The organism is Glutamicibacter sp. NPDC087583 (assembly GCF_044743685.1).
Taxonomy (GTDB): domain Bacteria; phylum Actinomycetota; class Actinomycetes; order Actinomycetales; family Micrococcaceae; genus Glutamicibacter.
Genome location: NZ_JBIUWY010000004.1, coordinates 1 through 21,250 on the forward strand (window position 1 = coordinate 1; position 21,250 = coordinate 21,250).

The following is a 21,250-nucleotide window of genomic DNA, read 5'->3' on the forward strand; positions in this document are numbered from 1 at the left end:
ACAAACTTGGCACACTATTGAGTTCTCAAACAACAAACACTCTCGACACCACAACCACCAATCCTTCGATGACTGCTTCGCTCCGGAGCAACTTTTCCAACTTACCAGACTTCCTGATCCGATCAAAATCGGCGGAAAACCTTCAGTGAAAAGTGATTGGCTGCCGGGTAAACAAACGGTAGATTCCGTGTTGTTTCCGTTCCGGCAACAGATAAAAACTATACACAGGTTCTTGGGCACTTACAAATCGAGGGGCCGCGTTCTAGGTCACATTCATTTCGCTGTTCTAGTCTGGGCTCATGAGCGACCTGCAAAGACTCCTTGGATACCGTGAACCCATCTTCAATGCATCTATGGCTGGCGCGGCTGGCGGCGCCTTGGCTGCAGCTGTTTCCCACGCGGGAGGTGTAGGGATGATCGGTTCGCCTGCAACTCCCACAGCTGACTGGATTGAACAGCAAACGCAATTCGTTGAATCCCTGAGTATTCCATGGGGCGTCGGCTTCATGGCCTGGGCGTTGGAAACGGATCTCTCCCCGCTAGAGGCCTTCTTGGAGTTCGGGCCCTCGTTGGTGACCTTGAGCTTCGGCGATGTCACCCGGGCCGCGGCGGTAGCCCATGAGGCTGGAGTTCTGACCGCCATGCAGGTAGGCAATGCGGCAGATCTGGAACGCGCGATGGCTGATGACATCGACATCATCATTGCCCGTGGCGCAGAAGGTGGCGGACATGGCCGCAATGAAGCCGGAACTCTGCCGCTGCTGCAGCTGGCAACCGCCCAGCACCAGAAGCCTGTGGTGGCGGCCGGAGGCATCGGCACTGCGCGAGGTATCGCCGCGGTGCTGTCAGCTGGCGCGGAAGCTGCCTGGATCGGGACCCGTTTCCTCTCGGCAGCAGAGTCCAGCGGGCACGGGAACATGAAGAGCGCAGCACGCAATGCGGGCCTGGATGACACTATCTATACCCGCGCCTTCGATCTCGCCCAGCAATTGCCATGGGCGCCCGAGTTCGGCGGACGGGCGCTGCGCAATGAGTTCAGCGACAAGCACGCGGATCTTTCCAGCTGGGAGCCGAACGATGCGCTGCGCGAGCAGATGGATCAGGCCCGCTCCGAAGCGCTGACGGACATAGCCCCGGTCTATGCCGGTGAGGCAGTGCAGTTCGTTGGCCCCGAGCAGCCCGCCGCCGAAATCATGCAGGAGCTGTGCGGCTTCCGCCAGGTCCTCGGGCAGGCTGCTCGACGCTTTGCCTAGATCGGCTGGTTGTCGATCAGACGGACGTTGCCCACCTTCGCCGCGACAAGGATCAAGCCCTCGCCGGTGAAGGGGGTGTCCTGGCAGTTGAATGCCAGTTCCTGCAGGGTATCCGGGTCAACGACGGCGAAGTAGTCCAGCTCCACCAGCGGGGCCATCTGGTACATGCCGATGGCATCCTCGATGTACAGCGGTTCATTGTGTGCCGCACGGTCGGCAACCAGCTGGATCGAACGGTGCAGCACCAAGGCTGCTTCCTTCTCTTCCTCGCTGAGCAATGCATTGCGGCTGGAAAGCGCCAGGCCTTTCGGGCTGCGCACGATCGGCACCGCACGCAGTTCTACCGGATAGTCCAGGTCGGCAACCATGCGGCGGATCAGCATCAGCTGCTGGGCATCCTTCTGGCCGAAGTAGGCGCGGTATTCGCCCCGACGCGGGTCGGTCAAGTGCAGCAGCTTGGCGACTACGGCCAGCATGCCATCGAAGTGGCCTGGACGCGAGGCGCCTTCATACATTTCGCCCAGCGCGCCGGAGCTCAACTTCACCAGCGGAAGGCCGGCATGGTAGATCTCGGAAGCGTCCGGGGCAAAGACAAGATCGACGCCGGCGGCCGCGGCCAGCTGCACATCAGCGTCAAGCTGGCGCGGATAGTTGGCGTAGTCGCTGGCATCGTTGAACTGCAGCTCATTGACGAATACGGAGATGACTACCAGTTCGTTTTCTGCGCGGGCGGCCTTGAACAGCGAAGCATGTCCGCGGTGCAGGGCTCCCATAGTGGGCACGAAGCCCAGCGATCCCGGGTTAGCTGCGGCAATAGCAGCCTTCAGCTCGGCACGGGTCTTTACAATCTTCGGGGTTTTCACGCTTCTATTCTAGAACTCGCAGAAGCTCTTCCAGCGTGCCTTGGGAGATCAGTCCGCGTTCTGCGGCGCGCAGCGCGGTAGCGCGCGAGAGGCTCCGATAGGAATTGTTGGTTTCCGCCGGGGCGTCGGCCAGCGCCTGCAGGTGCGCGGTGACCGTTCCGCTATCGCCTCGTGCTACCGGGCCGGTCAGTGCGCCCGCGCCGGAACGCAGGGCATTATCCAGGCTCGCGTACATCAGGGCGCGCAGGGTATTGGATGGTTCTTCCACGCCGATCCGGCGCAGGATGTCCGCCGATTGCGCCGTGATGGTGTTCAGGTGGTTTGCCGCATGGGCCAGGGCCGCGTGGTAGCTGGCACGATCCTGCTCGGCGATCACCACCGGCTCCCCGCGCATTTCCACCACCAGCGCCTGGGCTACCGGGAGGATGGCCTCGTCCGCGGTGACCGCGAAGACGCAGTCGGTCAGGCGCTGGAGGTCCATGCTCATGCCGGTGAAGGTCATGGCCGGGTGGATTGCCAGTCCAAAGGCGCCAGCATCCAAGGCCGGTTGCAGGATCGAGGTGCCGTACCGCCCGGCGGTGTGCGCGATCAACTGCCCGGCGGCGATATGGCCGCCCGTTGCCAGTCCGGACACCAGTTCGCCGAGCACGTCGTCGGGTACCGCAAAGAGCACCAGTTCGCTGCGGCGCAGGATTTCTGCTGGGTCCAGCAGTTCCACGCCGGGCAGCAAGGCGTCGGCGCGATCGCGCGAATCCTCCGAGACGGCGTGGATTCCGGTGATCCGGTGTCCGCTGGCTGCCAGCGCCGCACCAAGCACGGTGCCTACCTTGCCGGCGGAGATGATGCCGATTCCCAAGCGTGGTGCGTCCACTTCTACCTTTCAACCAGGCGCCGGGTTTGCGCCCGAATAAATTCTGCTGCGGTGTCCGCATCAATCTGATGCAGGTATCCGATGATGTTTCCGCCGGCACAGTGCAAGCGGACACCGGCCAGTTTACGTCCTTGCTCCCACGGCCCCTGGCCCCAGCTCATGCCCTGCACCCGGTTATGCGGCACGAAGCTGGCCTGCCGGGCCAGCCAGCCATACCGGGAAATCACCGTGGTGCCGGTGGCCAGGAACGCCTGGTGCTTCCATGCCCCGGGCGATAGCGGCTTGGCGCGTTCCGGGGAGCCGGTGAAACCGTGTTCGCATCCGGTGCTCACCGCGGTGGCCAGCACCTCGCGCTGGTTGGCGACGCCAAGATCCGGCAGCAGGATCCCCATGATGCGGGCGACCGACTCGAAGTCGCCCACCGGGAGCACCTGCAGGTTATCCGCGTCATCGCTCTTGGTGCCCAGCACGTTGACTTCCACCTTGTACCAGCCCAGCATCCGCCAGAAGAAGGGTGCCGTCACCGAAATGGCCTGGACGCGGCCGGCAGGAATGGAGTGCTGGCGGGTGTCAGCCAGTCCGTAGCTGATGCGCATGCCGGTGTCCGAGGCGCTGGCGGTGAAGTTCCAGCCCTGGTTCAGCTGCTTGTAGTAGAAGCTGCCGAAGGCCAAGGCCGCGGGGACCAGGGCCGCGATGATTCCGTCGACCCCGGCAAGCCAAAGCACCAGCATCGCTAGGCATGCGAGCACCCCGAACATCACCGGCAATTGCAGGAACATGGAGCCAATCAGGCGCCCAATGGGCACGTTGGCCATCAGCGGCAATGCGTCCGCGGCGGCCTGCGGCTGGGCTGCCGCGCGATCCGCCGCGTCGTGGGAGCCGCTTTCTTGGGCAGCGGCAGGTTCTTCGCCGCGGGCCCGCTCCAGGATGACCACGCGCAGCGCGTGGGCATCGGCCTTGCGCAGGAAGGAAAGGCGCAGCACCGACTCGGAGGAATCGGCCACGTCAAAGCGCAGTTCGGCGAGACCCAGCAGCCGGGCTACCAGTGGCTGGGCAATGTCTATGCCTTGCACCTTGTCGATGCGCGCCTGCTTCTGGCTGCGGAATAGCATCCCGGAATTCACGTACACGTGGGTGCTGGTGAGCTTATAGCGGGTGAAGTACCAGGAAAGGAAGTAGAAGATGAGCACCACGGCCAGTGCGATGCCGGCGCCCGCGACGGTCCACATCAACCTGGTGCCGGAGAAGCGCTCCGCCCAGGACAGGTCGTCGGTGTTCTGCCAGTAGATGTAGCCCAGGCCGATGATGGCCAGCCAGCCGTGGACGAACGGGCTGGCTGGATGCACCCGCTGCCATGGCTCGGCACTGTCTCCGGTGGCCAGTTCTTCGGCCTGGCTCATAGCATTTTCTCTTCGCCGGCGGCCACAAGCCGTTCGCGCAGGGCCTGCCCTTCGCGCTCGGGCAACCCGTAGACGTGCGCGGTGGCAGCGCTGCCGGCGGTGTTCAGCGTTAGCTGGCATAGCCCATAGCGGCGCTCCAGCGGCCCGCTGTTGACCTCGACGTATTGCATGCGGCCGTAGGGAATGACCACCTGCTTGCGCCACATCACCCCGGACCGGACGATGAAGTCTTCTTCGCGTTCGAGATAGCCCAGTGCGGCGACCTGGCGGCGGATGATGCGCAATGCCGGCAACGCGATCGCCAGCACCAGCAGGACCGGGGAAAGCACCAGCCACAGCGGGATGCCGACGCCGGTGACTGCCAGCACGGCAGGGACCAGTGCCGCCAGCAGGAACAGGCCCCAGGTGATTGCCCAGGTGGTGAACTTGACCTTGGCGTAGTCCCGGTGGGCTGGGGTGAAGTTATTCGGTGACCACGGAGTCGCTGTTGCCATCGGTATCCTCTGGAGGTAGTTTGCACAGTTGCTGAACAATATACCCAATAATCACCATGAGGACACCAGCACCAGTCAGCACCAGGCCGCGGGTCAGGGTGGGGGTGATCCCAGTGGCCGCCCAGAGGGTGATGATGGCCGGAACATGCCAACCGGCAATCACCGCACCAGCATACGACGAGGCCTGGGCCAGAACCAGGGTACGAGCTGCGGCGATCGGCTCGAAGCCCGATTTGCCCAGGGTGGAGCGCTTCACGCGGATCCCCAGGAACAGGATCACCGCGCAGACCGCGCCCAGCGAGTACAGGGCGGAGTAGTCCAGCACCGGCGCGTACCTGCCTGCCGCGGTGAGCAGGCGCAACGCGATCCAGCCGGCCACGGCCCCGAGCCCGGCGCACCAGAGCAGCCAGCGCAGCTTCAGCTTGGCCATAGCCGGATGATGTCCTTCGTATCGGCAGCTTCGGCGGCCAAACGGGAAACCAGTTGCCCGTTCAGCACCGCGTCCGGATCCATCCAGCTCCACGGGGCCAGCACGAAGCCGCGGATCGCGGCGCGCGGATGAGGCAGGGTCAGCCGCTCATCATCCAGGTTCAGCTGGTCGTAGGCGATCAGGTCCAGATCCAGCGTGCGCGCTTCCCAGCGCACTTCGCGGGTGCGGTGGTGCTTGGCTTCTATCCACTGGCACAGATCCAGCAGCTCATGCGGGGCCAGCCGGGTACGCACTTGGACGACCTGGTTGGTGTAATCGGGCTGTTCCGGCGGACCGCCTACCGGCTTGGTGATGGCCAGCGGGGAAACCTTGAGCAGCTCGACTTCTGCGCCGAGGTCCTGCACCGCGGCGGCCAGGGTAGCCTGCGGATCACCCAGGTTGGCGCCCAACGCGATGATCGCGGTGTGCTGCTTCTGGTGCCGCGTCAGCGAGATGGTGACATCGGTGAACGGTACCGGGATTGGAGCCTGCGGCTTGTGCACCACCACGTCGATGGTGAACACGCCCGGGTAGGCGGCGAGGATCGCCTCGGCGATTTCGCTGCCCAGCTTCTCGATCAGGTCCCACGGGCCGGCCTGGATCTGCTGGACTACCAGCTCGCTGACTTCGCCGTAGTGCACCGTGTCAAGAACATTGTCGCTGGCTGCCGCACGTGAGATATCCACGTGCAGCACCACGTCAATGATGAATTCCTGGCCGTCGCGCTTCTCATGGTCGAAAACGCCATGGTAGCCGGTGGCCGAAATTCCGTAGATGCTAATGCGATCCATAGGCCTGCACGACTTCAATGGCGTCGCGGTTGCCGGTGACATCGTGCACGCGCACTGCCCAGACCTTGTCGCGGGCGCCCAGCACGGTGGTCGCGGCGGTCGCGGAATCGCGTTCCATCGGCGCGCGGCTCTTGGAGCCTTCGGCCAGCAGTTCGCCCAGGAAGCGCTTGCGGCTGGTGCCGATCAGCACCCGGTGGCCCAGCTCCTCGATGGCAGGGACGTTGGCCAGCAGCGCCCAGTTGTGCTGCGCATCCTTGGCGAAGCCCAGTCCCGGATCGATGATGATCTGCTCCGGGGCCACGCCCTTGGCGACGAATTCATCGCGCAGCATGCGCAATTCTGCGATGACCTCGGTGACCACGTCCTGGTAGTTCGCCTCGGAAACCATGTCCTGCGCGGTGCCGCGGCGGTGCATCAATACGTAGGGGACGCCGGTTTCCGCGATCAGCTCCGGCATGCCCGGCTCATAGGTCAGGCCGGAAACGTCGTTGATGAGGTGCGCGCCGGCGGCGATGGCCGCGCGGGCGGTGGAGACATGCATGGTGTCCACGGAGATCACCGCGCCGGCCTTCACCAGGGCTTCGATGACCGGGATGATGCGCTCGCGCTCCAGGGCAGGATCCACGTTCGTGGCGCCCGGGCGGGTGGATTCGCCGCCCACGTCGATGATGTCGGCACCCGAGTACAGCAGCTTCAGGCCCTGGTCGATCGCGGCATCGCCGGACAGGTACTTCCCGCCATCCGAGAAGGAGTCCTCGGTGACGTTCAGGATGCCCATGACCAGGGTGCGGCCGGTTGGCAGGTCGGCCATGGTCTTCTTGCTGGACTTGCGGATCACCGGCAATGGGCTGGTGTTCGGGCCGGTGCCCGGGATCGCTCCAAGCGACATGGGGGTTCCTACTTTCCGAGGATCAGGCTCATGGCTTCGGCACGGGTGGCGGTTTCCCGCAGCTGCCCGCGCACCGCACTGGTCACGGTCTTCGCGCCGGGCTTCTGCACCCCGCGCATGGACATGCACATGTGCTCGCATTCAACGACGACGATCGCACCGGAGGGGTTCAGGTGCTCCACGAGGGCATCGACGATCTGGGTGGTCAGGCGCTCCTGGACCTGCGGGCGGCGGGCGTACACCTCGACCAGCCGGGCCAGCTTGGACAGGCCGGTGACCTTGCCGCCCTTGCCCGGGATGTAGCCGATATGCGCCGAACCGTAGAAGGGCACCAGGTGGTGCTCGCAGGTCGAGTAGAACGGGATGTCCTTGACCAGCACCATCTCATCGTGCTCGATGTCGAAGGTGGTGGACAAGTGGTCTGCCGCTTTCTGGTGCAAGCCGGCGAAGAACTCCGCATAGGCCTTGGCCACCCGCTTCGGGGTGTCTACCAGGCCGTCGCGGTCGGGATCCTCGCCAATGGCTTCCAGGATCTCGCGCACGGCTGCCGCGATCCGCGGCTGATCAATCTCTTGTAGTTCACTCACGCTTCGATCCTAGTCGGTCGAGGAAGCTGCGCGCTCCTTGGGGCTTAATATCGGGCCCTCTTGGTGCACCGGACGGGCCTCGTTGCTCAGCCAGACTTCGCGCTTGTCGCGCTTTACCAGGTCGGAGAAGATCTCGGCGATCTCCTTCTGGTTCAGCGTCTCGCGCTCCAGCAGCGCCAGGGCCAGGCGGTCGAGCACATGGCGGTTGGCCATCAGCGCCTGGTAGGCGTCGTTGTGCGCCTGCTCGATCAGCTCGCGCACTTCCTGGTCCACCAGGTGGGCCATTTCGTCGGAGAAGTCGCGGGAGGCGGTGCCCATGCCCTGCTCGGCAGCCGAGCCGGCCAGGCGCACGGCGCCCACCTTCTCGCTCATGCCGTATTCGGTGACCATCTTGCGCGCGGTGGCGGTGGCCTTCTCGATGTCGTTGCTGGCGCCGGTGGACGGATCGTGGAAGACGATCTCCTCGGCGACGCGCCCGCCCATGGCGTAGGCCATCTGGTCCAGCAGCTCGTTGCGGGTGACCGAGTACTTGTCGGATTCGGGAACCACCATGGTGTAGCCCAGCGCGCGGCCGCGCGGCAGGATGGTGATCTTGGTGACCGGTGCGGTCTGGTTCATGGCCGCTGCCACCAGCGCGTGGCCGCCCTCGTGGTAGGCGGTGACCTTGCGCTCGTGCTCGTCCATCAGGCGGGTGCGCTTCTGCGGGCCGGCCATGACGCGGTCGATGGCCTCGTCCAGGGCGCGGTCGTCGATCAGGTTCGCGTTGGAGCGGGCGGTGAGCAGCGCGGCCTCGTTGAGCACGTTGGCCAAGTCGGCACCGGTGTAGCCCGGGGTCTTCTTCGCGACGGCGTTCAGGTCCACGGTGGCATCCATCGGCTTGCCCTTCACGTGCACGGCCAGGATCTGCTCGCGGCCTTTCAGATCCGGTGCCTCCACCGGGATCTGGCGGTCGAAGCGGCCCGGGCGCAGCAGCGCCGGGTCCAGCACGTCGGGGCGGTTGGTCGCGGCAATCAGGATGACGTTGGTGGTGGCGTCGAAGCCGTCCATCTCCACCAGCAGCTGGTTCAGGGTCTGCTCGCGCTCATCGTTGCCGCCGCCGATGCCGGCGCCGCGATGGCGGCCGACGGCGTCGATTTCGTCAACGAAGATGATCGCCGGGGAGTTGGTCTTTGCCTGCTCGAACAAGTCGCGCACGCGCGAGGCGCCCACGCCGACGAACATCTCCACGAAGTCCGAACCGGAGATCGAGTAGAACGGTACCGCCGCCTCGCCGGCTACGGCCTTGGCCAGCAGGGTCTTGCCGGTGCCCGGAGGGCCGTAGAGCAGCACGCCCTTGGGGATCTTCGCGCCCAGGGCCTGGAATTTGGCTGGTTCCTGCAGGAATTCCTTGATTTCGTGGAGTTCCTCCACGGCCTCGTCGGCGCCGGCGACATCCTTGAAGGTCACCTGCGGCATGTCCTTGGTGATCAGCTTCGCCTTGGACTTGCCGAACTGCATGACCTTGGAGCCGCCGCCTTGGGAGCGGGCGAGGATGAACCAGAAGATGCCGGCGATCAGCAGGAACGGGATGATGATCCCGAGCATCGACAGCAGCCAGTTGCTTTCCACCGGCTGGTCGGTGAACTTGCCCAGGTTGGCCTTGTTGATCTCATCGACCACCAGTTCGGCACGGGCGGTGGAGTAGTAGAAGCTCACCGAGGTGCCCTTGTCCACGCCATCGACCTTCAGCGAGTCGCGCAGCTTCAGATCCACGCGCTGGTCGCCGTCGAACATCTTCGCTTCGGTGACATTGCCGCTGGTGAGCTGGTGCAGGCCTACGGAAGTGTCCACCTTGGCCGAGTTATTGCCGAAGACCATCGGCAGGAACAACACCACGGCGACTACGCCGACCAGGACCCAAATGATCCAGCTGTTAAAAAGCTTCTTCGTTTTCATTGATCCGACAGGCCCCGCGCCTGGCGCATCCCCCTCACGCACTGCTCTGGCGTCCGGGTCACGCCACCTTCGATATTTCTCAACGCCCCATTGGCGAGAAAAGTTCCCTACTGGTAAATATGCGGGGCCAAGGTGCCCACGCAATCAAGGTTGCGGTACTTTTCCGCGAAGTCCAGGCCGTAGCCCACCACGAATTCGTTCGGGATGTCCATGCCGACGTACTTGACGTCGATTTTTACCTTGGCTGCTTCCGGCTTGCGCAGCAGGGTGCAGATTTCCACCGAGGCCGGGCCGCGGGATTCCAGGTTGGACTTCAGCCAGGACAAGGTCAGGCCGGAATCGATGATGTCCTCGACGATCAGCACGTGCTTGCCCATGAGGTCGGAATCCAGGTCCTTGAGGATGCGCACCACACCGGAGGACTGGGTACCCGAACCGTAGGAGGACACTGCCATCCAGTCCATGGTCAGGTGGGAGTTCAGTGCGCGAACCAGGTCAGCCATGATCATCACGGCGCCCTTGAGCACACCTACCACGAGGATGTCGCGGCCTTCGTAATCCTTGTCGATCTGCGCGGCAAGTTCTTCCACGCGGGCCTGGATTTCTTCCTTGGTGTACAGAACGTGCGCAAGATCGGCTTTGACTGCATTGGAATCCACGAGAATTCTCCTGATTCTAGAGGTGTGGTACTTACCTAGAGTGCCACATTTAGCGGAAGGTTGTTTAGCCGGTTGTGGTGAAAACGATCACCGATTGCCGCCGGAAGGCGCTGATCCTGCCATCCAGCTGCACAGGACCAGCTGATTTGGACTTGGGGACGCCGAGCCCGGCCAGCGCGCACAGCGCCGCCGTTCGCTCATGGCCCACATTCCTGGCCCCGGCTTCCATGGCGGCCAGGCGCAATACTCGCGAGCTGATGGCCACCGGCAGCTTGGCCAGGTCCGGGATCGCCAACCCGTGCTCGTCCTTGGCCGCTTGGGCCCATTCGTCGAGGGCCTGGGCATCGGCGGCGGCCAGGCTGGCGGTGCGCGCCAGGGCTTCGGGAACATGCTCGCCAAGTTCCTCGCGCAAGAAGGGCAGGATCCTATGGCGGATGAGGTTGCGCTTGTACCCGGTGTCCGCGTTGCTCGGATCTTCCCAGTAGCCAAGCCCCGCCTGCCGGCAGATTTCCTCGGTTTGCGCCCGGGACAGTTCCAGCAGGGGGCGCCGGTAGGCTCCGCGCCGGGCAGGGATGCCGGCCAGCGAGCGGGTTCCCGATCCGCGCAGCAGCCCCAGCAGCACCTGCTCGGCCTGGTCGTCGCGGGTGTGGGCGAGCATCAATGCCTGCGCGTTGAACTGCTGCAGGGCTGCTTCAAAGGCCTGGTACCTGGCCGTGCGGGCCGAAGCCTCATCGGCCGAGGTCTCGACCTGGAGCACCGCCACCGGGTCCAATCCCAGGTCGCGGCATTGCCCGGCGGCGCGTTCGGCCACCTGCGCGCTGCCGGGCTGCAGGCCGTGATCGATGACCACGGCGCCGAAGGAAGCGGGCAGCGTCGCGGCGGCAATGGCCAGGGCTAGCGAGTCGGCACCGCCGGAAACCCCGATCAGGTTCAGCCCGGGCGCGCTGCTGGCACTGATGGCGGCGCGGGCAAGGTGAAGGGCGCGGCTCATCGGGTGCGGGCCAGCCAGCGTTCCGGGTCATCGAGTTCCCCGGCGCTCGGGAACATCTCGCGGGCGGTGAAGATTTCGTTGAAGCCCTCGTAGCCGATCGCGTCGACGATATGCCGCACGAATTTTGCCCCGCGTTTGTACTGCAGCGCCTTGGCATCCAATCCCAGCAGCTTGCCCAGCAGGATCGCCAGGGCCGAACGGTTCTCGCCACGGGCTTCGAAGCGGCGGCGGATGGTCTTGATGCTGCGGATCGAGGTGACATCGTTCATCACGACCATGGCGTGGCCTTCGAGCACCGACATGATGCTGGTCAGTTCGCTGACCTCGGACTTCATGGATTTCAGGCGTTCACCCAGTTCGCCCATGGAGTGGGTGGTGCCGGCCAGCGGCTCGAAGGCCTCGGCCAGGGTCTGCTTCATGACCCCGGGGATCCAGGCAGCGTGCTCGAATTGCAGGCGGTGGGTCTGCTCGTGGGTGGCGATCCACAGGTAGAAGTCGCGGGCGTTCACATTCAGCTCGCCGCGGATCTGGGTGATGGTCGGGGCGTTGAGCAGCAGGCGCGGGCCGACGAACGGGTCGAACTGGCCCAGCACCCGGGTGCCCAGCACCGAGAGCACCGCGCCAAGTTCTGCGCCGGCAATCAAGGGGACCACACCGGGGACGTCCTGACGCGCTGCCGGGAGCAGGGCCGCGAAATTCTGGCTGACGGCCTTGGCCCAGCCGGACCGGTCCACCACCAGGGTCTGCGAGGGCGCGGAAGCAGCCAGCTTGGAAACCTTCTCGGCCTCCACCAGGCCTTCGCCGGCGGCGATGCGCAGTTCCTCGATGATCCGCGCGGCATCCTGGGCCTGGATCCCCGGCCCGGCGGGCATCAGGGTTTTCGCGGCCTTGGCCGCCAGCTTCCAATCGACGAACTGGTTCATTTGCTGCTCCTGCGGCGTTCAGCTCCGGCAGCCACAGCCACGGATGGCGGTGACAGCAGAGTCAATGGTTGGCTTGTGGGGTGCGAGTGTTCCGTTGGGCTGATCGGCATAGATCGAGAAGGCGAGCAGGCGCCCGTCTTCGGTCATGGCCATGCCCGTCAGCGTGGCCACGCCGGTGAGCGAGCCGGTCTTGGCGCGGACCAGGCCAAGTGTTCCGGCACCGCCCAGGCGGTTCATCAAGGTGCCGTTGTAGCCGGCGACCGGCAGCGAGTAGACGACCTCGCGCAATTCCGGCTTCTTGCTGGTGGCGGCCGAGCGCAGTACCGCGGTCAGCGCCGCGGGCGAAATCCGGTTCCTGGCAGCCAGGCCGCTGGTGTCCACGAGCGTGTGTCCAGCAGCCCCATGGGCCTGGGCCACAGCAGCGACGGCGGCCCCTGCCTGTTCCCCGGGCATCTGGCGGTCCAGCGCCACCAGGCGGCCCATGGATTCGGCAATGTAGTTATCCGAAACCAGCAGCATGTGCTTGATGACATCGCGCAGCGGTGCGGACTTCACTTCGGTGATCTGCTCGCCCCCCGCATAGGGGCCGCGGCCACCCTCATCCACCTTGACCTGCTCGCCCAGGGCTTGGGCGAAGACCTTGCGGACCTGCGCGGCCGGGTCGGACTGGTAGGCGGTGCTGGTGCTTTCCCCGGCACGCCCGGCGTAGTGCGCAATCGGGTAGACCTGGCCAATGTTATTGGAGGTGAACAGCGACTTGTCCCAGGCGGGGTTGCTGTGCGCATCGCCGAACAGCGAGTCGTCCAGCCACAGCTTGACCTCGCTGATGCCGCGCTTTTCAAGTTCTTCGGCGGTCTGCTTGGCCAGGGTTGCCAGTCCTGCATAGCCCTTGGGGTGCGCCGGGTCCGATTCCCCGTCGCCCAGCAGCACATCTCCCCCGCCGCGCAGGATCAATGTGCCGCCATCGAGCAGCACGCTGGTGGACAGCTGGGTGTCGCCGCCGAGGGCATCGAGGGCCGCGATGGCGGTGACTACCTTCAGGCTGGAGGCCGGGGTGCCATTTATTTCGGAGTTCCTGTCATACAGGACTGTGCCCGTGGCCACGTCGACCACCTGGGCGTTGAAGGACGTCCGGTCGGGCTTGTCCGCCAGGATGCCATCCAGCTTCGCGGCGAGGATCCCGGGGTCCGGTTGCGCGGCGTTGGGGTCCAGGTCCCGCACGGCGACTGGGGATTTATCGGCCAGCTGCGCGCTGGCCGGGGTGTAGAAAGCCTCGGGCTCTCCGGTGAAGAATCGCGGGGCCAGCAGCATCGCGGCAATCACTGCAACCATGGCAACAATCGCCACCCCCAGCGTAATAGCGCGTCGGGCGGCAGTGTTCATATGGTTACATTCCTCTCGCAGTTTTATCCATCAGGCGCAATGGGGCGATACCCTTATTAGCGGATATCCCTAAGACTAGTTTAGGAGTGTGCTTTTCATGAGCCACGACGTGACCATCGAGATCCCCACCGGATCGCGCGTCAAGTACGAGATCGACCACGAGACCCACCGCCTGCGCCTGGATCGCGTGCTGTTCACCTCGATGCAGTACCCAACCCACTACGGCTACTTCGACGATACTCTGGGCGAAGATGGCGATCCATTGGACGCCATGGTCTTCATCCCGGGTGTTGACCTGATCCCAGGTGTTGTTGTCGAAGCACGCCCAATTGGCGTATTCAACATGACCGACGATGGCGGTGGCGATGCCAAGCTGCTGTGCGTTCCTGCCGACAAGCGCTTTGACCACATCAAGGAACTTGAAGACATCGACGAATGGCTGATCAAGGAGATCGAGCACTTCTTCACCCGCTACAAGGACCTGGAACCAGGCAAGTGGGTCAAGGCCGAGGGTTGGGAAGGCCGCGAGGCTGCCGAAGCCGAGCTGGCTCGCTCCATCGAGCGTTTCAAGGCCTAGCCACTAGGCTCAAGCCGAACATGGCGGCGACCCCCGAATCGGGGGTCGCCGCCATTGCTTTTGCTGCCGGTTCACTGCCGGAGACCCGGACCTGCCCGGCGCTAGGCTTCAGGCAGCATTCCGCTGAGCACATCTTCCTGCGCGGAAACTTCCAGGGTCTGCACGTCCTTGAGTTTCCGCTCCACCGCACGGGTCCGGGTACCGGCATCGCGCACCGTGTTCTGCGCTGTGGCCAGCTGCTTACCCAGCTTGTCCCAGACATCTCCGTACTTGCGGAACTCTTCCTTGGCCGCCGAGAGCACCTGCCATACCTCGCTGCTGCGCTTCTCAATGGCCAGTGTCCGGAAACCCATTTGCAAGGAGTTCAGCAGGCTCATCAGGGTGGTCGGCCCCGTGACCAGCACCCGGTGCTCGGCCTGCAGCTTGCTGGCCAGCCCCGGGCTGCGCACAACCTCGGCGAACAGCCCCTCGGTGGGCAGGTACATGATGGCGAAGTCGGTGCTGTAAGGCGGGGCGATGTACTTGCTGGAGATCAGCTTGGCCTGCTCAAGGATCGCCCGGTCCAGCGCCTTGCCCGCAGCGGCGATGACGGCCTTGTCTCCGTGCTCCTGGGCATCGAGCAGGCGCTCGTAGTCCTCTTGCGGCAGCTTGGAGTCGATTGGCAGATAGATCGTTCCGGCATCCCGCCCGGGCAGGATCACCGCGAACTCCACGACCTCGCGGCTGCCGGGCACGACCGCCACGTTCTGCTCGTACTGCTCTGCGGTGAGGATGTCTTCCAGCTGGCGCGAAAGCTGCACTTCGCCCCATGCACCACGGCTCTTCACGTTGGTGAGCACGCGTTTCAGCCCGCCGACATCCTGGGCCAGGCTCTGCATTTCCCCCAGCCCCTTCTGCACCATTTCCAGCCGCTTGCTGACCAGTTCAAAGGATTCGCCCAGCCGCTTCTCCAAGGTCCCCTGGAGCTTCTCGTCCACCGTCTCGCGCATCTTCTCGAGTTTGGCTTCATTGCCCGAGCGCAGTTTCTCCATTTCCTGCTGGAGCAGCCCCTGGACCTGCAGATGGCGGTTCGCATTGGCTTCTGCCATCGCGGTCAGCTTGGCGTCGATCTCGGTACGCACTTCGCCCATCCCCTGGCGCAGTTCGGTGCGCTGGGTCCCCAGTTCCTGCCGGAGCTCCGCATTAGCAGCACGTACCGAGTCCTGGATCTGGGTGCCATCAGAGCCGGATGTCCTGCGCACCAGCAGCAAGGCAATACATGCCGTTGCCAGAATATTAAGGATGACGAGTACAAAAACCGCGATTACCATGAGCACCTAACCAAAAACTGTCGAGCGGACCATTGCCTCAGTCCTATCAGCGGACACCGACAGTTTGGGTCCATAATGGGTCCATGCATATTTTGGTCACCGGTTTCGAGCCGTTCGGCAACGACGAATTCAATGCCAGCCAGGAAGCCGTTTCCAGCCTTCCCAGGCAGCTGGGCGAGCATCAGGTCCTCACCGCCATGCTTCCGGTGTCCTTCGCGGCCTCCGGCAAAGCACTCGAATCGCTCTTGGCGAAGCACCAGCCCGATGCGCTGATTTGCGTCGGCGAAGCCGGCGGCCGGAATGCAATCACGCCGGAGCGATGGGCTTTTAACGAAGATGATGCCCGCATCCCCGACAATGATGGCGCCCAGCCACGGTCAGCGGCCATCAAGGCGAATGCGCCGGGACGCTTGGATGCCACACTTGATCCAGCAGCGGCCGTCCGCGCCCTGCTCGCCGCAGGCTATGAGGCAAGGGTCTCCGAGGATGCCGGGCGTTTCGTGTGCAACCACATTGCGTATTTGGCGTATTCCCAACCGGTCCCGGCATTGTTCATCCATGTTCCCGCACTGCGCCCGCCAGGGGTTCAAGCCACGGTTGGTGCTGAAACCGACGCATCGGCCAGCCAACCTCGGCCCGGGGACCTGAGCCAGCTATCGTCGGCCCTGGGCATTGCGATACTGGGAAGCCTCGCCCCCGGTGGATAGACTGCTTTCATGGAAGCGGTAATGGCACTGGACGGCCTGGAAGTTGGCATTCTGGTGCTGTGGGCGCTGGGCACGCTCTTTGTGCTGGTGCAGTTCCTCCGCGAACGCTGTGTGCGCACCGCCATACCGCTGGCCCTAGCCATGCCTATTCCCCTGTTTGGCGCCGTCTACTCGGTGGCCCGCTTGACCGGGATCATGATGAAACGAAAGCCTGGATCCGATAATGAATAGCAGTCCCACCCGCTGGATGGTTCTTTTTTCGCTTGCCATCGGCTTTCTTTTCATCGGAGCTTTCGCCCTGGTTGTCTCGGGGCTCGCTGCACCATGGCTGGACTGGGACTAGGAATGTGACCATCTGATACTTGCGGGATTACTGCCGGGGTTCAGCGCAGGGCTAGCCTTGAAGCATCATGACCCTGCATAATCTCACTCCGCTCGATCAGCTGCGTGCCGGAAAGCTCCCCCTGCGTCTTGCAAATCTGTTCATCGGCCTCTTGCTTTTTGCGCTGGCCATGGCACTGCTGATCCGCGCCCAGCTCGGCGTGGATCCGTGGGATGTGCTTCACCTGGGCCTGGCCAACTACATTCCGCTGTCGCTGGGAACGATAGTGATCATCGTCGGCGTCGTGGTGCTGCTGGCCTGGATTCCGCTCAAGCAGTGGCCAGGATTGGGCACCGTCGCCAATGTGCTGCTCATCGGGCTTGGCCTGGACTTCTTTCTCTGGCTCATCCCTGATGTCCACGGGTTGGGCTGGCAGATCCTGACCCTGGTTGGCGCCATCGCCGTCAATGGCCTTGGCGGCGCCCTGTACATCGGCTGCCATTTCGGCCCCGGCCCGCGCGACGGCCTGATGACCGGGCTGCATTTGCGCACCGGCAAATCGATCCGCCTGCTGCGCACCATTATCGAGGTGTGCGTGCTGGGGATCGGCTGGTTGCTCGGCGGTCCGGTGGGCGTGGGCACGGTGGCTTATGCGCTGCTGATTGGCCCCGCTACGCAGTTCTTCTTCAAGTACACGACCGTTGCGCTGCCCGCCCAGCAGGGCGCGCCCAGCAGCACCCTGTCCTAGTTCCTCCTGACCCCGCCAGCCGGCGGACCAGCATCAGGCTGGAGCAGCACCGTTAGCCGCCAAGTGCCGCACAGTGCGCGACAAACCCGGTTGCACACGCAATACTTGAATCATGTTTGTCGTTGCGCTCAGCCCCCGGCCCCGCTCGGTCACCGATGTTGCCGCCGCCAGCGAGCAGCTCTGGCACCAGCTGGAACAAGTCGACACCCACGCGCCGTTCACCGCGCTCAGCGGGCAGCTGCTGCTCGGAGTGCCCAGTGACCCCGATGCCGCCGTCGACGCGCTGCTGCGCGTGGCACGGCTGAACTTCTGCAATATCGGGCTGGGCATCGGCAGCCTGTACGAGCCGGTGCCCGCAGAGGCCGACCTGGTCGAGGGCAGGGCGGCGCGGCGCGCGCTCGGCGCGCTGGAGGCGGCCAGCCACCGCGGCGAAAGGGTCCCGATCTGCGTTTCCTCGGGCAATGACGAGATGGACGGCGAGCTCGAGGGCCTGCTGCGCATGCTCGGACAGTGGATCCGCACCCGCACCGAGGCCGAATGGTCCGTCGTTGACCTGTTGACTCCCGGTGTGCGCGGGCAGCAAAAAGCGGTCGCCGGGATCCTGGGAATCACTCCCCAGGCAGTATCTGCGGCGATCGTGCGTTCGGGCTACAACGACGAGCTGGGCGCGCGGGCAGCGATCGCCCGGCTGCTGGAATACACCGACCAGCTCTAGACTCTGGTGCTAGCTGCCCAGCAGCCCTTCCAGGACGATGGCCAGGCCATCCTGGTCAACGCCTTCAGTCACGGCGTCGGCCGCTGCCTTGACCTCATCCGGCGCTTGGCCCATGGCCACGCCATGTCCGGCCCACTGCAGCATTTCGACGTCATTGCGGCCATCGCCTACTGCCAGCGAGTCCTTCGAATCGAACTTCAGGATCGCCCGCAGCCGCTCCAGGCCGCTGGCCTTGGTGGTACCCTCGGCGGCAATATCCAGCCAAGCGGTCCAGCCCACCGAGTAGGTCACCCCGGAGAGCCCCAGGCTCTGCACGGCATGCCCGAATTCCTCGGCGGTGTTGTCGGTGGAGAAAACCACCACGCGCACGGCCTTGCTGTTGACCAGCTCGCCGAAATCAACGACCTTGCTCTCGGCGCCAAAGCTCATGTCGCCGAAGGTTTCGCTGGAAAGGAATTCGCCGCGCTCGTTTTCCAAGGCGTACTTGGCTTTGGGAAGCTGGTCGCGCAGCGCCTTGAGCGCTGTCGACGGGTCGAAGATCTCGCGGTGCAGGATCTCGACTTCATCCTGGCACACCTTTGCGAGCACGCCGCCGTTGCTGACCACGACATAGCCATGGTCGATGCCCAGTTCCGCCATGATGGGCAGGGCCGCACCCAAGGAGCGGCCGGTGGAGATGATTACCTCATGGCCCTGGGCCACTACAGCCCGCGCGGCATCGCGCACGCGCTGGCTCATTTCCCCCTGGTGGTTGACGATGGTGCCATCCACGTCAAGGCAAATCATCAATTTTTGCTTGGTCAGCCGGTCATCGTTGCCGAGCTTAGTCATAACAGTCATGGCTCAAGTTAACCACCACCGCGGGTTTTTGGCGATGACCCAAGGCACAGCGCCAAGTGAACAACCGGTTAAAAGCATTTGCCGGCTGCCCGCGAGGGGCAGCCGGCAAATGGCCGGTCATTGGCTACTTGAGTACTTCGAGTCCGCCAAGGTAAGGCTGCAGCGCCTTGGGCACGTTGACCGAACCGTCCGGGTTCTGGTGGTTTTCCAGAATCGCCACGAGCCAGCGGGTGGTCGCCAGGGTGCCGTTCAGCGTCGCCACCGAACGGGTCTTGCCGGCCTTGCCGTCGATAATCTCGCGTTCGCGGATATTCAGGCGGCGGGCCTGGAAGGTGGTGCAGTTCGAGGTCGAGGTCAGTTCGCGGAAGGTGCCCTGGGTAGGAACCCAGGCTTCGCAGTCGAACTTGCGCGCGGCGCTCATGCCCAAATCCCCGGCGGCGGTGTCGATCACGCGGTAGGGAAGTTCCATGCGCCCGAGCATGTCCTCTTCCATGGCCAGCAGCTTCTGGTGCTCTGCTTCGGCGTCCTCGACGCTGGCGTAGACGAACATCTCCAGCTTGTTGAACTGGTGCACGCGGATGATGCCGCGGGTGTCCTTGCCAGCCGAACCAGCCTCGCGGCGGTAGCAGGAGGACCAGCCGGCGTAGCGGATCGGGCCGTCGGCCAGATCCATGATCTCGTCCGCGTGGTAGCCGGCCAGGGCCACCTCCGAGGTGCCGACCAGGTACATGTTGTCGCGCTCGAGCTTGTAGATCTCGTCGTCGTGCTCGACATCGAAGCCGGTGCCCTGCATGGTTTCGGGGCGGACCAGGGTCGGGGTGATCATCGGGATGAAGTCGTGCGCCATGGCCACATCCAGGGCCATGTTCATCATCGCGATTTCCAGCCGGGCGCCGATGCCCTTGAGGAAGTAGAAGCGCGAGCCGGAAACCTTGGCGCCGCGTTCCATGTCGATGGCGTCCAGCTTCTCGGCGATCTGCAGGTGGTCCAGCGGCTCGAAGCCCTCGGCCTTGAAGTCGCGGGCGGTGCCCACGTGCTTGACGACGGTGAAGTCATCCTCGCCGCCGGCCGGGATGCCGTCGATGATCAGGTTGGGGATGGAACGCTGCAGTGCGGTGCACTTGGCGGAGGCCGCGTCGGACTCGGCCTGGGCGGACTTCACCGCGGCAGCGAGCTCCTTGACCTCGGCAAGCAGGGCGGCGCGCTCGTCGCCCTTGGCCTTGCCGACCTTCTTGGAGAACGCATTCTGCTCGGCACGCAGGCGCTCGTAGGTGGCGATGGTTTCACGACGTGCCGTGTCAGCTGCCAGCAGCTGGTCAATTAACGACTCGTCGGCACCGCGCGCGCGTTGCGAGGCACGGTACAAATCCGGATTTTCGGTGAGCATTTTCAGGTCGATCACATGTTAAGGGTAGCAATCATGAGTACGATGAGAGCATTATGCAGACAAATCGTGTGATCGTTTTCTCTGCCGTGGCTGCTGCAGCTGCCGCCGCGGCGACCAGTTGGTATTCGGTGCGCAAGCTTTCGAACTACAGCAAACCGCTGATCAAGCAGCCCGAAGCGGCTGAACAGGCAGCGGCTACCAAGGTGGCCCTGGTCATCAATCCTTCCAAGTCAGGTGCTGACGAAGCAAGGGAAGCCGTGGTCCGCGTCTGCGCTGAAGCGGGCCTGGAAGCACCGCTGGTCCTTGAAACGACCAAGGACAACGCCGGCCAGGATGCAGCCCGTGAAGCACTCGATGCGCAATGCGACACAATTATTGCCGCAGGTGGCGACGGAACCATCCGCGCCGTCGCGGAAGTGCTCGAAGGCACCGGCGCATCCCTGGGAATCCTGCCGCTGGGCACTGGCAACCTGCTGGCCCGCAACGTGGATATTCCGCTCGATGACCTGCACACCGCGGCGCTGGTGGCAGTGCGCGGGATGGTTCGCCGGATCGACGTCGGGCACATGAAGCTGCAGCTGCTGGACGGCAAGGAGGCGGATCATGCTTTCCTGGTCATCGCCGGCGTGGGCACCGACGCCGACCTGTTTGACGACACCAACGAAGAGCTGAAATCCAAGGTTGGCTGGCTGGCCTACTCGGAAGCCGGCCTGCGCCAGTTGCCGGGCCAGCGCAAGAAGGTCAGCTTCAAGCTCTTGGGCGACGAGAGCTGGCAGACCCGCAAGGTCCGTTCGGTGCTCTTCGCCAACTGCGGAAAGCTGCAGGGCCTGGATTTCGTGCCCGACGCCAAGATCGACGACGGCGTGCTCGACGCAGTGATCCTTTCTCCCCGCTCGGCCGCCGGCTGGACCTGGATCCTGCTCAAGACCGCATTCCGCGCCAAGAACAAGATTCCGGTGATGAGCTTCTACCAGACCTCTGGCGTATCGCTGCGTTGCGATGAGCCGATGAATACCCAGATCGACGGGGACCCCACCGGCCAGGTCAACGAACTGCAGGTGTCCGTGAACCCGAGCGCCCTGCGCCTGCGCACCCCGTAGCGCATGCCGAAGGCCCGGCCGATTTCCCCTTGCGGG

The 21,250-nt window shown here is 64.1% G+C and carries 23 protein-coding genes; 7 read left to right on the forward strand and 16 right to left on the reverse strand.

What is annotated here, in order from left to right:
- The first annotated feature begins 299 nt into the window (after positions 1-299).
- A complete protein-coding gene (locus tag ACIOU9_RS11465) occupies positions 300-1,253 on the forward strand; it encodes an NAD(P)H-dependent flavin oxidoreductase (RefSeq protein ID WP_402696968.1) in 954 nt (317 codons plus the stop codon).
- Here the strand turns inward: ACIOU9_RS11465 and panC are convergent.
- The 13 genes from panC to dacB form a co-directional block, all read right to left on the reverse strand.
- On the reverse strand, positions 1,250-2,116 hold the full coding sequence (panC, locus tag ACIOU9_RS11470; RefSeq protein ID WP_402696970.1) for a pantoate--beta-alanine ligase: 867 nt from the start codon (positions 2,114-2,116) through the stop codon (positions 1,250-1,252). The genes ACIOU9_RS11465 and panC overlap by 4 nt on opposite strands.
- A 4-nt stretch (positions 2,117-2,120) precedes the next feature.
- Positions 2,121-2,987 carry a DUF2520 domain-containing protein gene (locus ACIOU9_RS11475; RefSeq protein WP_332487033.1) on the reverse strand — a complete coding sequence of 289 codons (867 nt, stop codon included), beginning with the start codon at positions 2,985-2,987 and terminating at the stop codon, positions 2,121-2,123.
- Positions 2,988-2,989: 2 nt separating this feature from the next.
- On the reverse strand, positions 2,990-4,387 hold the full coding sequence (locus tag ACIOU9_RS11480; protein WP_181148927.1) for a PH domain-containing protein: 1,398 nt from the start codon (positions 4,385-4,387) through the stop codon (positions 2,990-2,992).
- A complete protein-coding gene (locus ACIOU9_RS11485; protein WP_105658624.1) occupies positions 4,384-4,881 on the reverse strand; it encodes a PH domain-containing protein in 498 nt (165 codons plus the stop codon). Before ACIOU9_RS11485 ends, ACIOU9_RS11480 begins: the two co-directional genes overlap by 4 nt.
- On the reverse strand, positions 4,850-5,311 hold the full coding sequence (locus ACIOU9_RS11490; protein ID WP_402696972.1) for a DUF3180 domain-containing protein: 462 nt from the start codon (positions 5,309-5,311) through the stop codon (positions 4,850-4,852). The genes ACIOU9_RS11485 and ACIOU9_RS11490 overlap by 32 nt, the downstream gene beginning before the upstream one ends.
- The gene (gene folK, locus ACIOU9_RS11495) at positions 5,299-6,141 is read right to left on the reverse strand and encodes a 2-amino-4-hydroxy-6-hydroxymethyldihydropteridine diphosphokinase (protein ID WP_166650737.1); all 843 of its coding nucleotides are present in this window, start codon (positions 6,139-6,141) and stop codon (positions 5,299-5,301) included. The genes ACIOU9_RS11490 and folK overlap by 13 nt, the downstream gene beginning before the upstream one ends.
- On the reverse strand, positions 6,128-7,030 hold the full coding sequence (folP, locus tag ACIOU9_RS11500; protein WP_105662168.1) for a dihydropteroate synthase: 903 nt from the start codon (positions 7,028-7,030) through the stop codon (positions 6,128-6,130). Before folP ends, folK begins: the two co-directional genes overlap by 14 nt.
- Positions 7,031-7,038: 8 nt before the next feature.
- Positions 7,039-7,617: a GTP cyclohydrolase I FolE gene (folE, locus tag ACIOU9_RS11505; RefSeq protein WP_286134348.1), complete on the reverse strand. Its 579-nt coding sequence runs from the start codon at positions 7,615-7,617 to the stop codon at positions 7,039-7,041.
- A gap of 9 nt (positions 7,618-7,626) precedes the next feature.
- Entirely contained in the window at positions 7,627-9,552 is a 1,926-nt protein-coding gene (gene ftsH / locus ACIOU9_RS11510; RefSeq protein WP_105658628.1) for an ATP-dependent zinc metalloprotease FtsH, read from the reverse strand.
- Between the two features lie 107 nt (positions 9,553-9,659).
- Positions 9,660-10,211: a hypoxanthine phosphoribosyltransferase gene (hpt, locus tag ACIOU9_RS11515; RefSeq protein ID WP_402696974.1), complete on the reverse strand. Its 552-nt coding sequence runs from the start codon at positions 10,209-10,211 to the stop codon at positions 9,660-9,662.
- Between the two features lie 64 nt (positions 10,212-10,275).
- Positions 10,276-11,202 carry a tRNA lysidine(34) synthetase TilS gene (gene tilS / locus ACIOU9_RS11520; protein ID WP_332503220.1) on the reverse strand — a complete coding sequence of 309 codons (927 nt, stop codon included), beginning with the start codon at positions 11,200-11,202 and terminating at the stop codon, positions 10,276-10,278.
- Entirely contained in the window at positions 11,199-12,125 is a 927-nt protein-coding gene (locus ACIOU9_RS11525) for a zinc-dependent metalloprotease (RefSeq protein ID WP_105662169.1), read from the reverse strand. The genes tilS and ACIOU9_RS11525 overlap by 4 nt, the downstream gene beginning before the upstream one ends.
- 18 nt (positions 12,126-12,143) lie before the next feature.
- Positions 12,144-13,508, reverse strand: a complete 1,365-nt coding sequence (gene dacB, locus ACIOU9_RS11530; protein WP_332498966.1) for a D-alanyl-D-alanine carboxypeptidase/D-alanyl-D-alanine-endopeptidase — start codon at positions 13,506-13,508, stop codon at positions 12,144-12,146.
- 97 nt (positions 13,509-13,605) lie between these two features.
- Between dacB and ACIOU9_RS11535 the strand changes: the two genes are divergently transcribed.
- On the forward strand, positions 13,606-14,085 hold the full coding sequence (locus ACIOU9_RS11535; protein WP_105658632.1) for an inorganic diphosphatase: 480 nt from the start codon (positions 13,606-13,608) through the stop codon (positions 14,083-14,085).
- A gap of 101 nt (positions 14,086-14,186) precedes the next feature.
- Here the strand turns inward: ACIOU9_RS11535 and ACIOU9_RS11540 are convergent, their stop codons facing one another.
- Entirely contained in the window at positions 14,187-15,395 is a 1,209-nt protein-coding gene (locus ACIOU9_RS11540; protein WP_332487020.1) for a DNA recombination protein RmuC, read from the reverse strand.
- An 83-nt stretch (positions 15,396-15,478) separates the two neighbouring features.
- On the opposite strand from ACIOU9_RS11540, the gene ACIOU9_RS11545 reads away from it, so the two are divergent.
- From ACIOU9_RS11545 to ACIOU9_RS11560, 4 genes are all read left to right on the forward strand, one after another.
- Positions 15,479-16,102: a pyroglutamyl-peptidase I gene (locus ACIOU9_RS11545; RefSeq protein ID WP_332487018.1), complete on the forward strand. Its 624-nt coding sequence runs from the start codon at positions 15,479-15,481 to the stop codon at positions 16,100-16,102.
- Positions 16,103-16,111: 9 nt separating this feature from the next.
- Positions 16,112-16,333, forward strand: coding sequence for a hypothetical protein (locus ACIOU9_RS11550; RefSeq protein WP_133833724.1), 222 nt, complete (start codon positions 16,112-16,114; stop codon positions 16,331-16,333).
- 179 nt (positions 16,334-16,512) lie between these two features.
- A complete protein-coding gene (locus ACIOU9_RS11555) occupies positions 16,513-17,172 on the forward strand; it encodes a hypothetical protein (protein ID WP_332487016.1) in 660 nt (219 codons plus the stop codon).
- A 112-nt stretch (positions 17,173-17,284) separates the two neighbouring features.
- Positions 17,285-17,887, forward strand: coding sequence for a hypothetical protein (locus ACIOU9_RS11560; protein ID WP_105658637.1), 603 nt, complete (start codon positions 17,285-17,287; stop codon positions 17,885-17,887).
- A gap of 9 nt (positions 17,888-17,896) precedes the next feature.
- Here the strand turns inward: ACIOU9_RS11560 and ACIOU9_RS11565 are convergent, their stop codons facing one another.
- Both ACIOU9_RS11565 and serS read right to left on the reverse strand, forming a co-directional pair.
- Entirely contained in the window at positions 17,897-18,727 is an 831-nt protein-coding gene (locus tag ACIOU9_RS11565) for an HAD family hydrolase (protein ID WP_105662175.1), read from the reverse strand.
- Positions 18,728-18,851: 124 nt separating this feature from the next.
- Positions 18,852-20,129 (reverse strand): serine--tRNA ligase, encoded by a 1,278-nt coding sequence (gene serS, locus ACIOU9_RS11570; protein WP_105658639.1) that lies wholly within the window; start codon positions 20,127-20,129, stop codon positions 18,852-18,854.
- A gap of 38 nt (positions 20,130-20,167) precedes the next feature.
- Here serS and ACIOU9_RS11575 point away from each other — a divergent pair, with 38 nt between their 5' ends.
- The gene (locus tag ACIOU9_RS11575; protein WP_402696977.1) at positions 20,168-21,214 is read left to right on the forward strand and encodes a diacylglycerol/lipid kinase family protein; all 1,047 of its coding nucleotides are present in this window, start codon (positions 20,168-20,170) and stop codon (positions 21,212-21,214) included.
- Positions 21,215-21,250: the final 36 nt, after the last annotated feature.

Coding starts and splice junctions, on each gene's coding strand:
- ACIOU9_RS11465 (WP_402696968.1), top strand. CDS start 300: ATGAGCGACCTGCAAAGACTCCTTGGATACCGTGAACCCATCTTCAAT.
- ACIOU9_RS11480 (WP_181148927.1), bottom strand. CDS start 4,387: ATGAGCCAGGCCGAAGAACTGGCCACCGGAGACAGTGCCGAGCCATGG.
- ACIOU9_RS11485 (WP_105658624.1), bottom strand. CDS start 4,881: ATGGCAACAGCGACTCCGTGGTCACCGAATAACTTCACCCCAGCCCAC.
- ACIOU9_RS11490 (WP_402696972.1), bottom strand. CDS start 5,311: ATGGCCAAGCTGAAGCTGCGCTGGCTGCTCTGGTGCGCCGGGCTCGGG.
- folK (WP_166650737.1), bottom strand. CDS start 6,141: ATGGATCGCATTAGCATCTACGGAATTTCGGCCACCGGCTACCATGGC.
- folP (WP_105662168.1), bottom strand. CDS start 7,030: ATGTCGCTTGGAGCGATCCCGGGCACCGGCCCGAACACCAGCCCATTG.
- ftsH (WP_105658628.1), bottom strand. CDS start 9,552: ATGAAAACGAAGAAGCTTTTTAACAGCTGGATCATTTGGGTCCTGGTC.
- tilS (WP_332503220.1), bottom strand. CDS start 11,202: ATGAGCCGCGCCCTTCACCTTGCCCGCGCCGCCATCAGTGCCAGCAGC.
- ACIOU9_RS11525 (WP_105662169.1), bottom strand. CDS start 12,125: ATGAACCAGTTCGTCGATTGGAAGCTGGCGGCCAAGGCCGCGAAAACC.
- dacB (WP_332498966.1), bottom strand. CDS start 13,508: ATGAACACTGCCGCCCGACGCGCTATTACGCTGGGGGTGGCGATTGTT.
- ACIOU9_RS11535 (WP_105658632.1), top strand. CDS start 13,606: ATGAGCCACGACGTGACCATCGAGATCCCCACCGGATCGCGCGTCAAG.
- ACIOU9_RS11540 (WP_332487020.1), bottom strand. CDS start 15,395: ATGGTAATCGCGGTTTTTGTACTCGTCATCCTTAATATTCTGGCAACG.
- ACIOU9_RS11545 (WP_332487018.1), top strand. CDS start 15,479: ATGCATATTTTGGTCACCGGTTTCGAGCCGTTCGGCAACGACGAATTC.
- ACIOU9_RS11550 (WP_133833724.1), top strand. CDS start 16,112: ATGGAAGCGGTAATGGCACTGGACGGCCTGGAAGTTGGCATTCTGGTG.
- ACIOU9_RS11555 (WP_332487016.1), top strand. CDS start 16,513: ATGACCCTGCATAATCTCACTCCGCTCGATCAGCTGCGTGCCGGAAAG.
- ACIOU9_RS11560 (WP_105658637.1), top strand. CDS start 17,285: ATGTTTGTCGTTGCGCTCAGCCCCCGGCCCCGCTCGGTCACCGATGTT.
- ACIOU9_RS11565 (WP_105662175.1), bottom strand. CDS start 18,727: ATGACTGTTATGACTAAGCTCGGCAACGATGACCGGCTGACCAAGCAA.
- ACIOU9_RS11575 (WP_402696977.1), top strand. CDS start 20,168: ATGCAGACAAATCGTGTGATCGTTTTCTCTGCCGTGGCTGCTGCAGCT.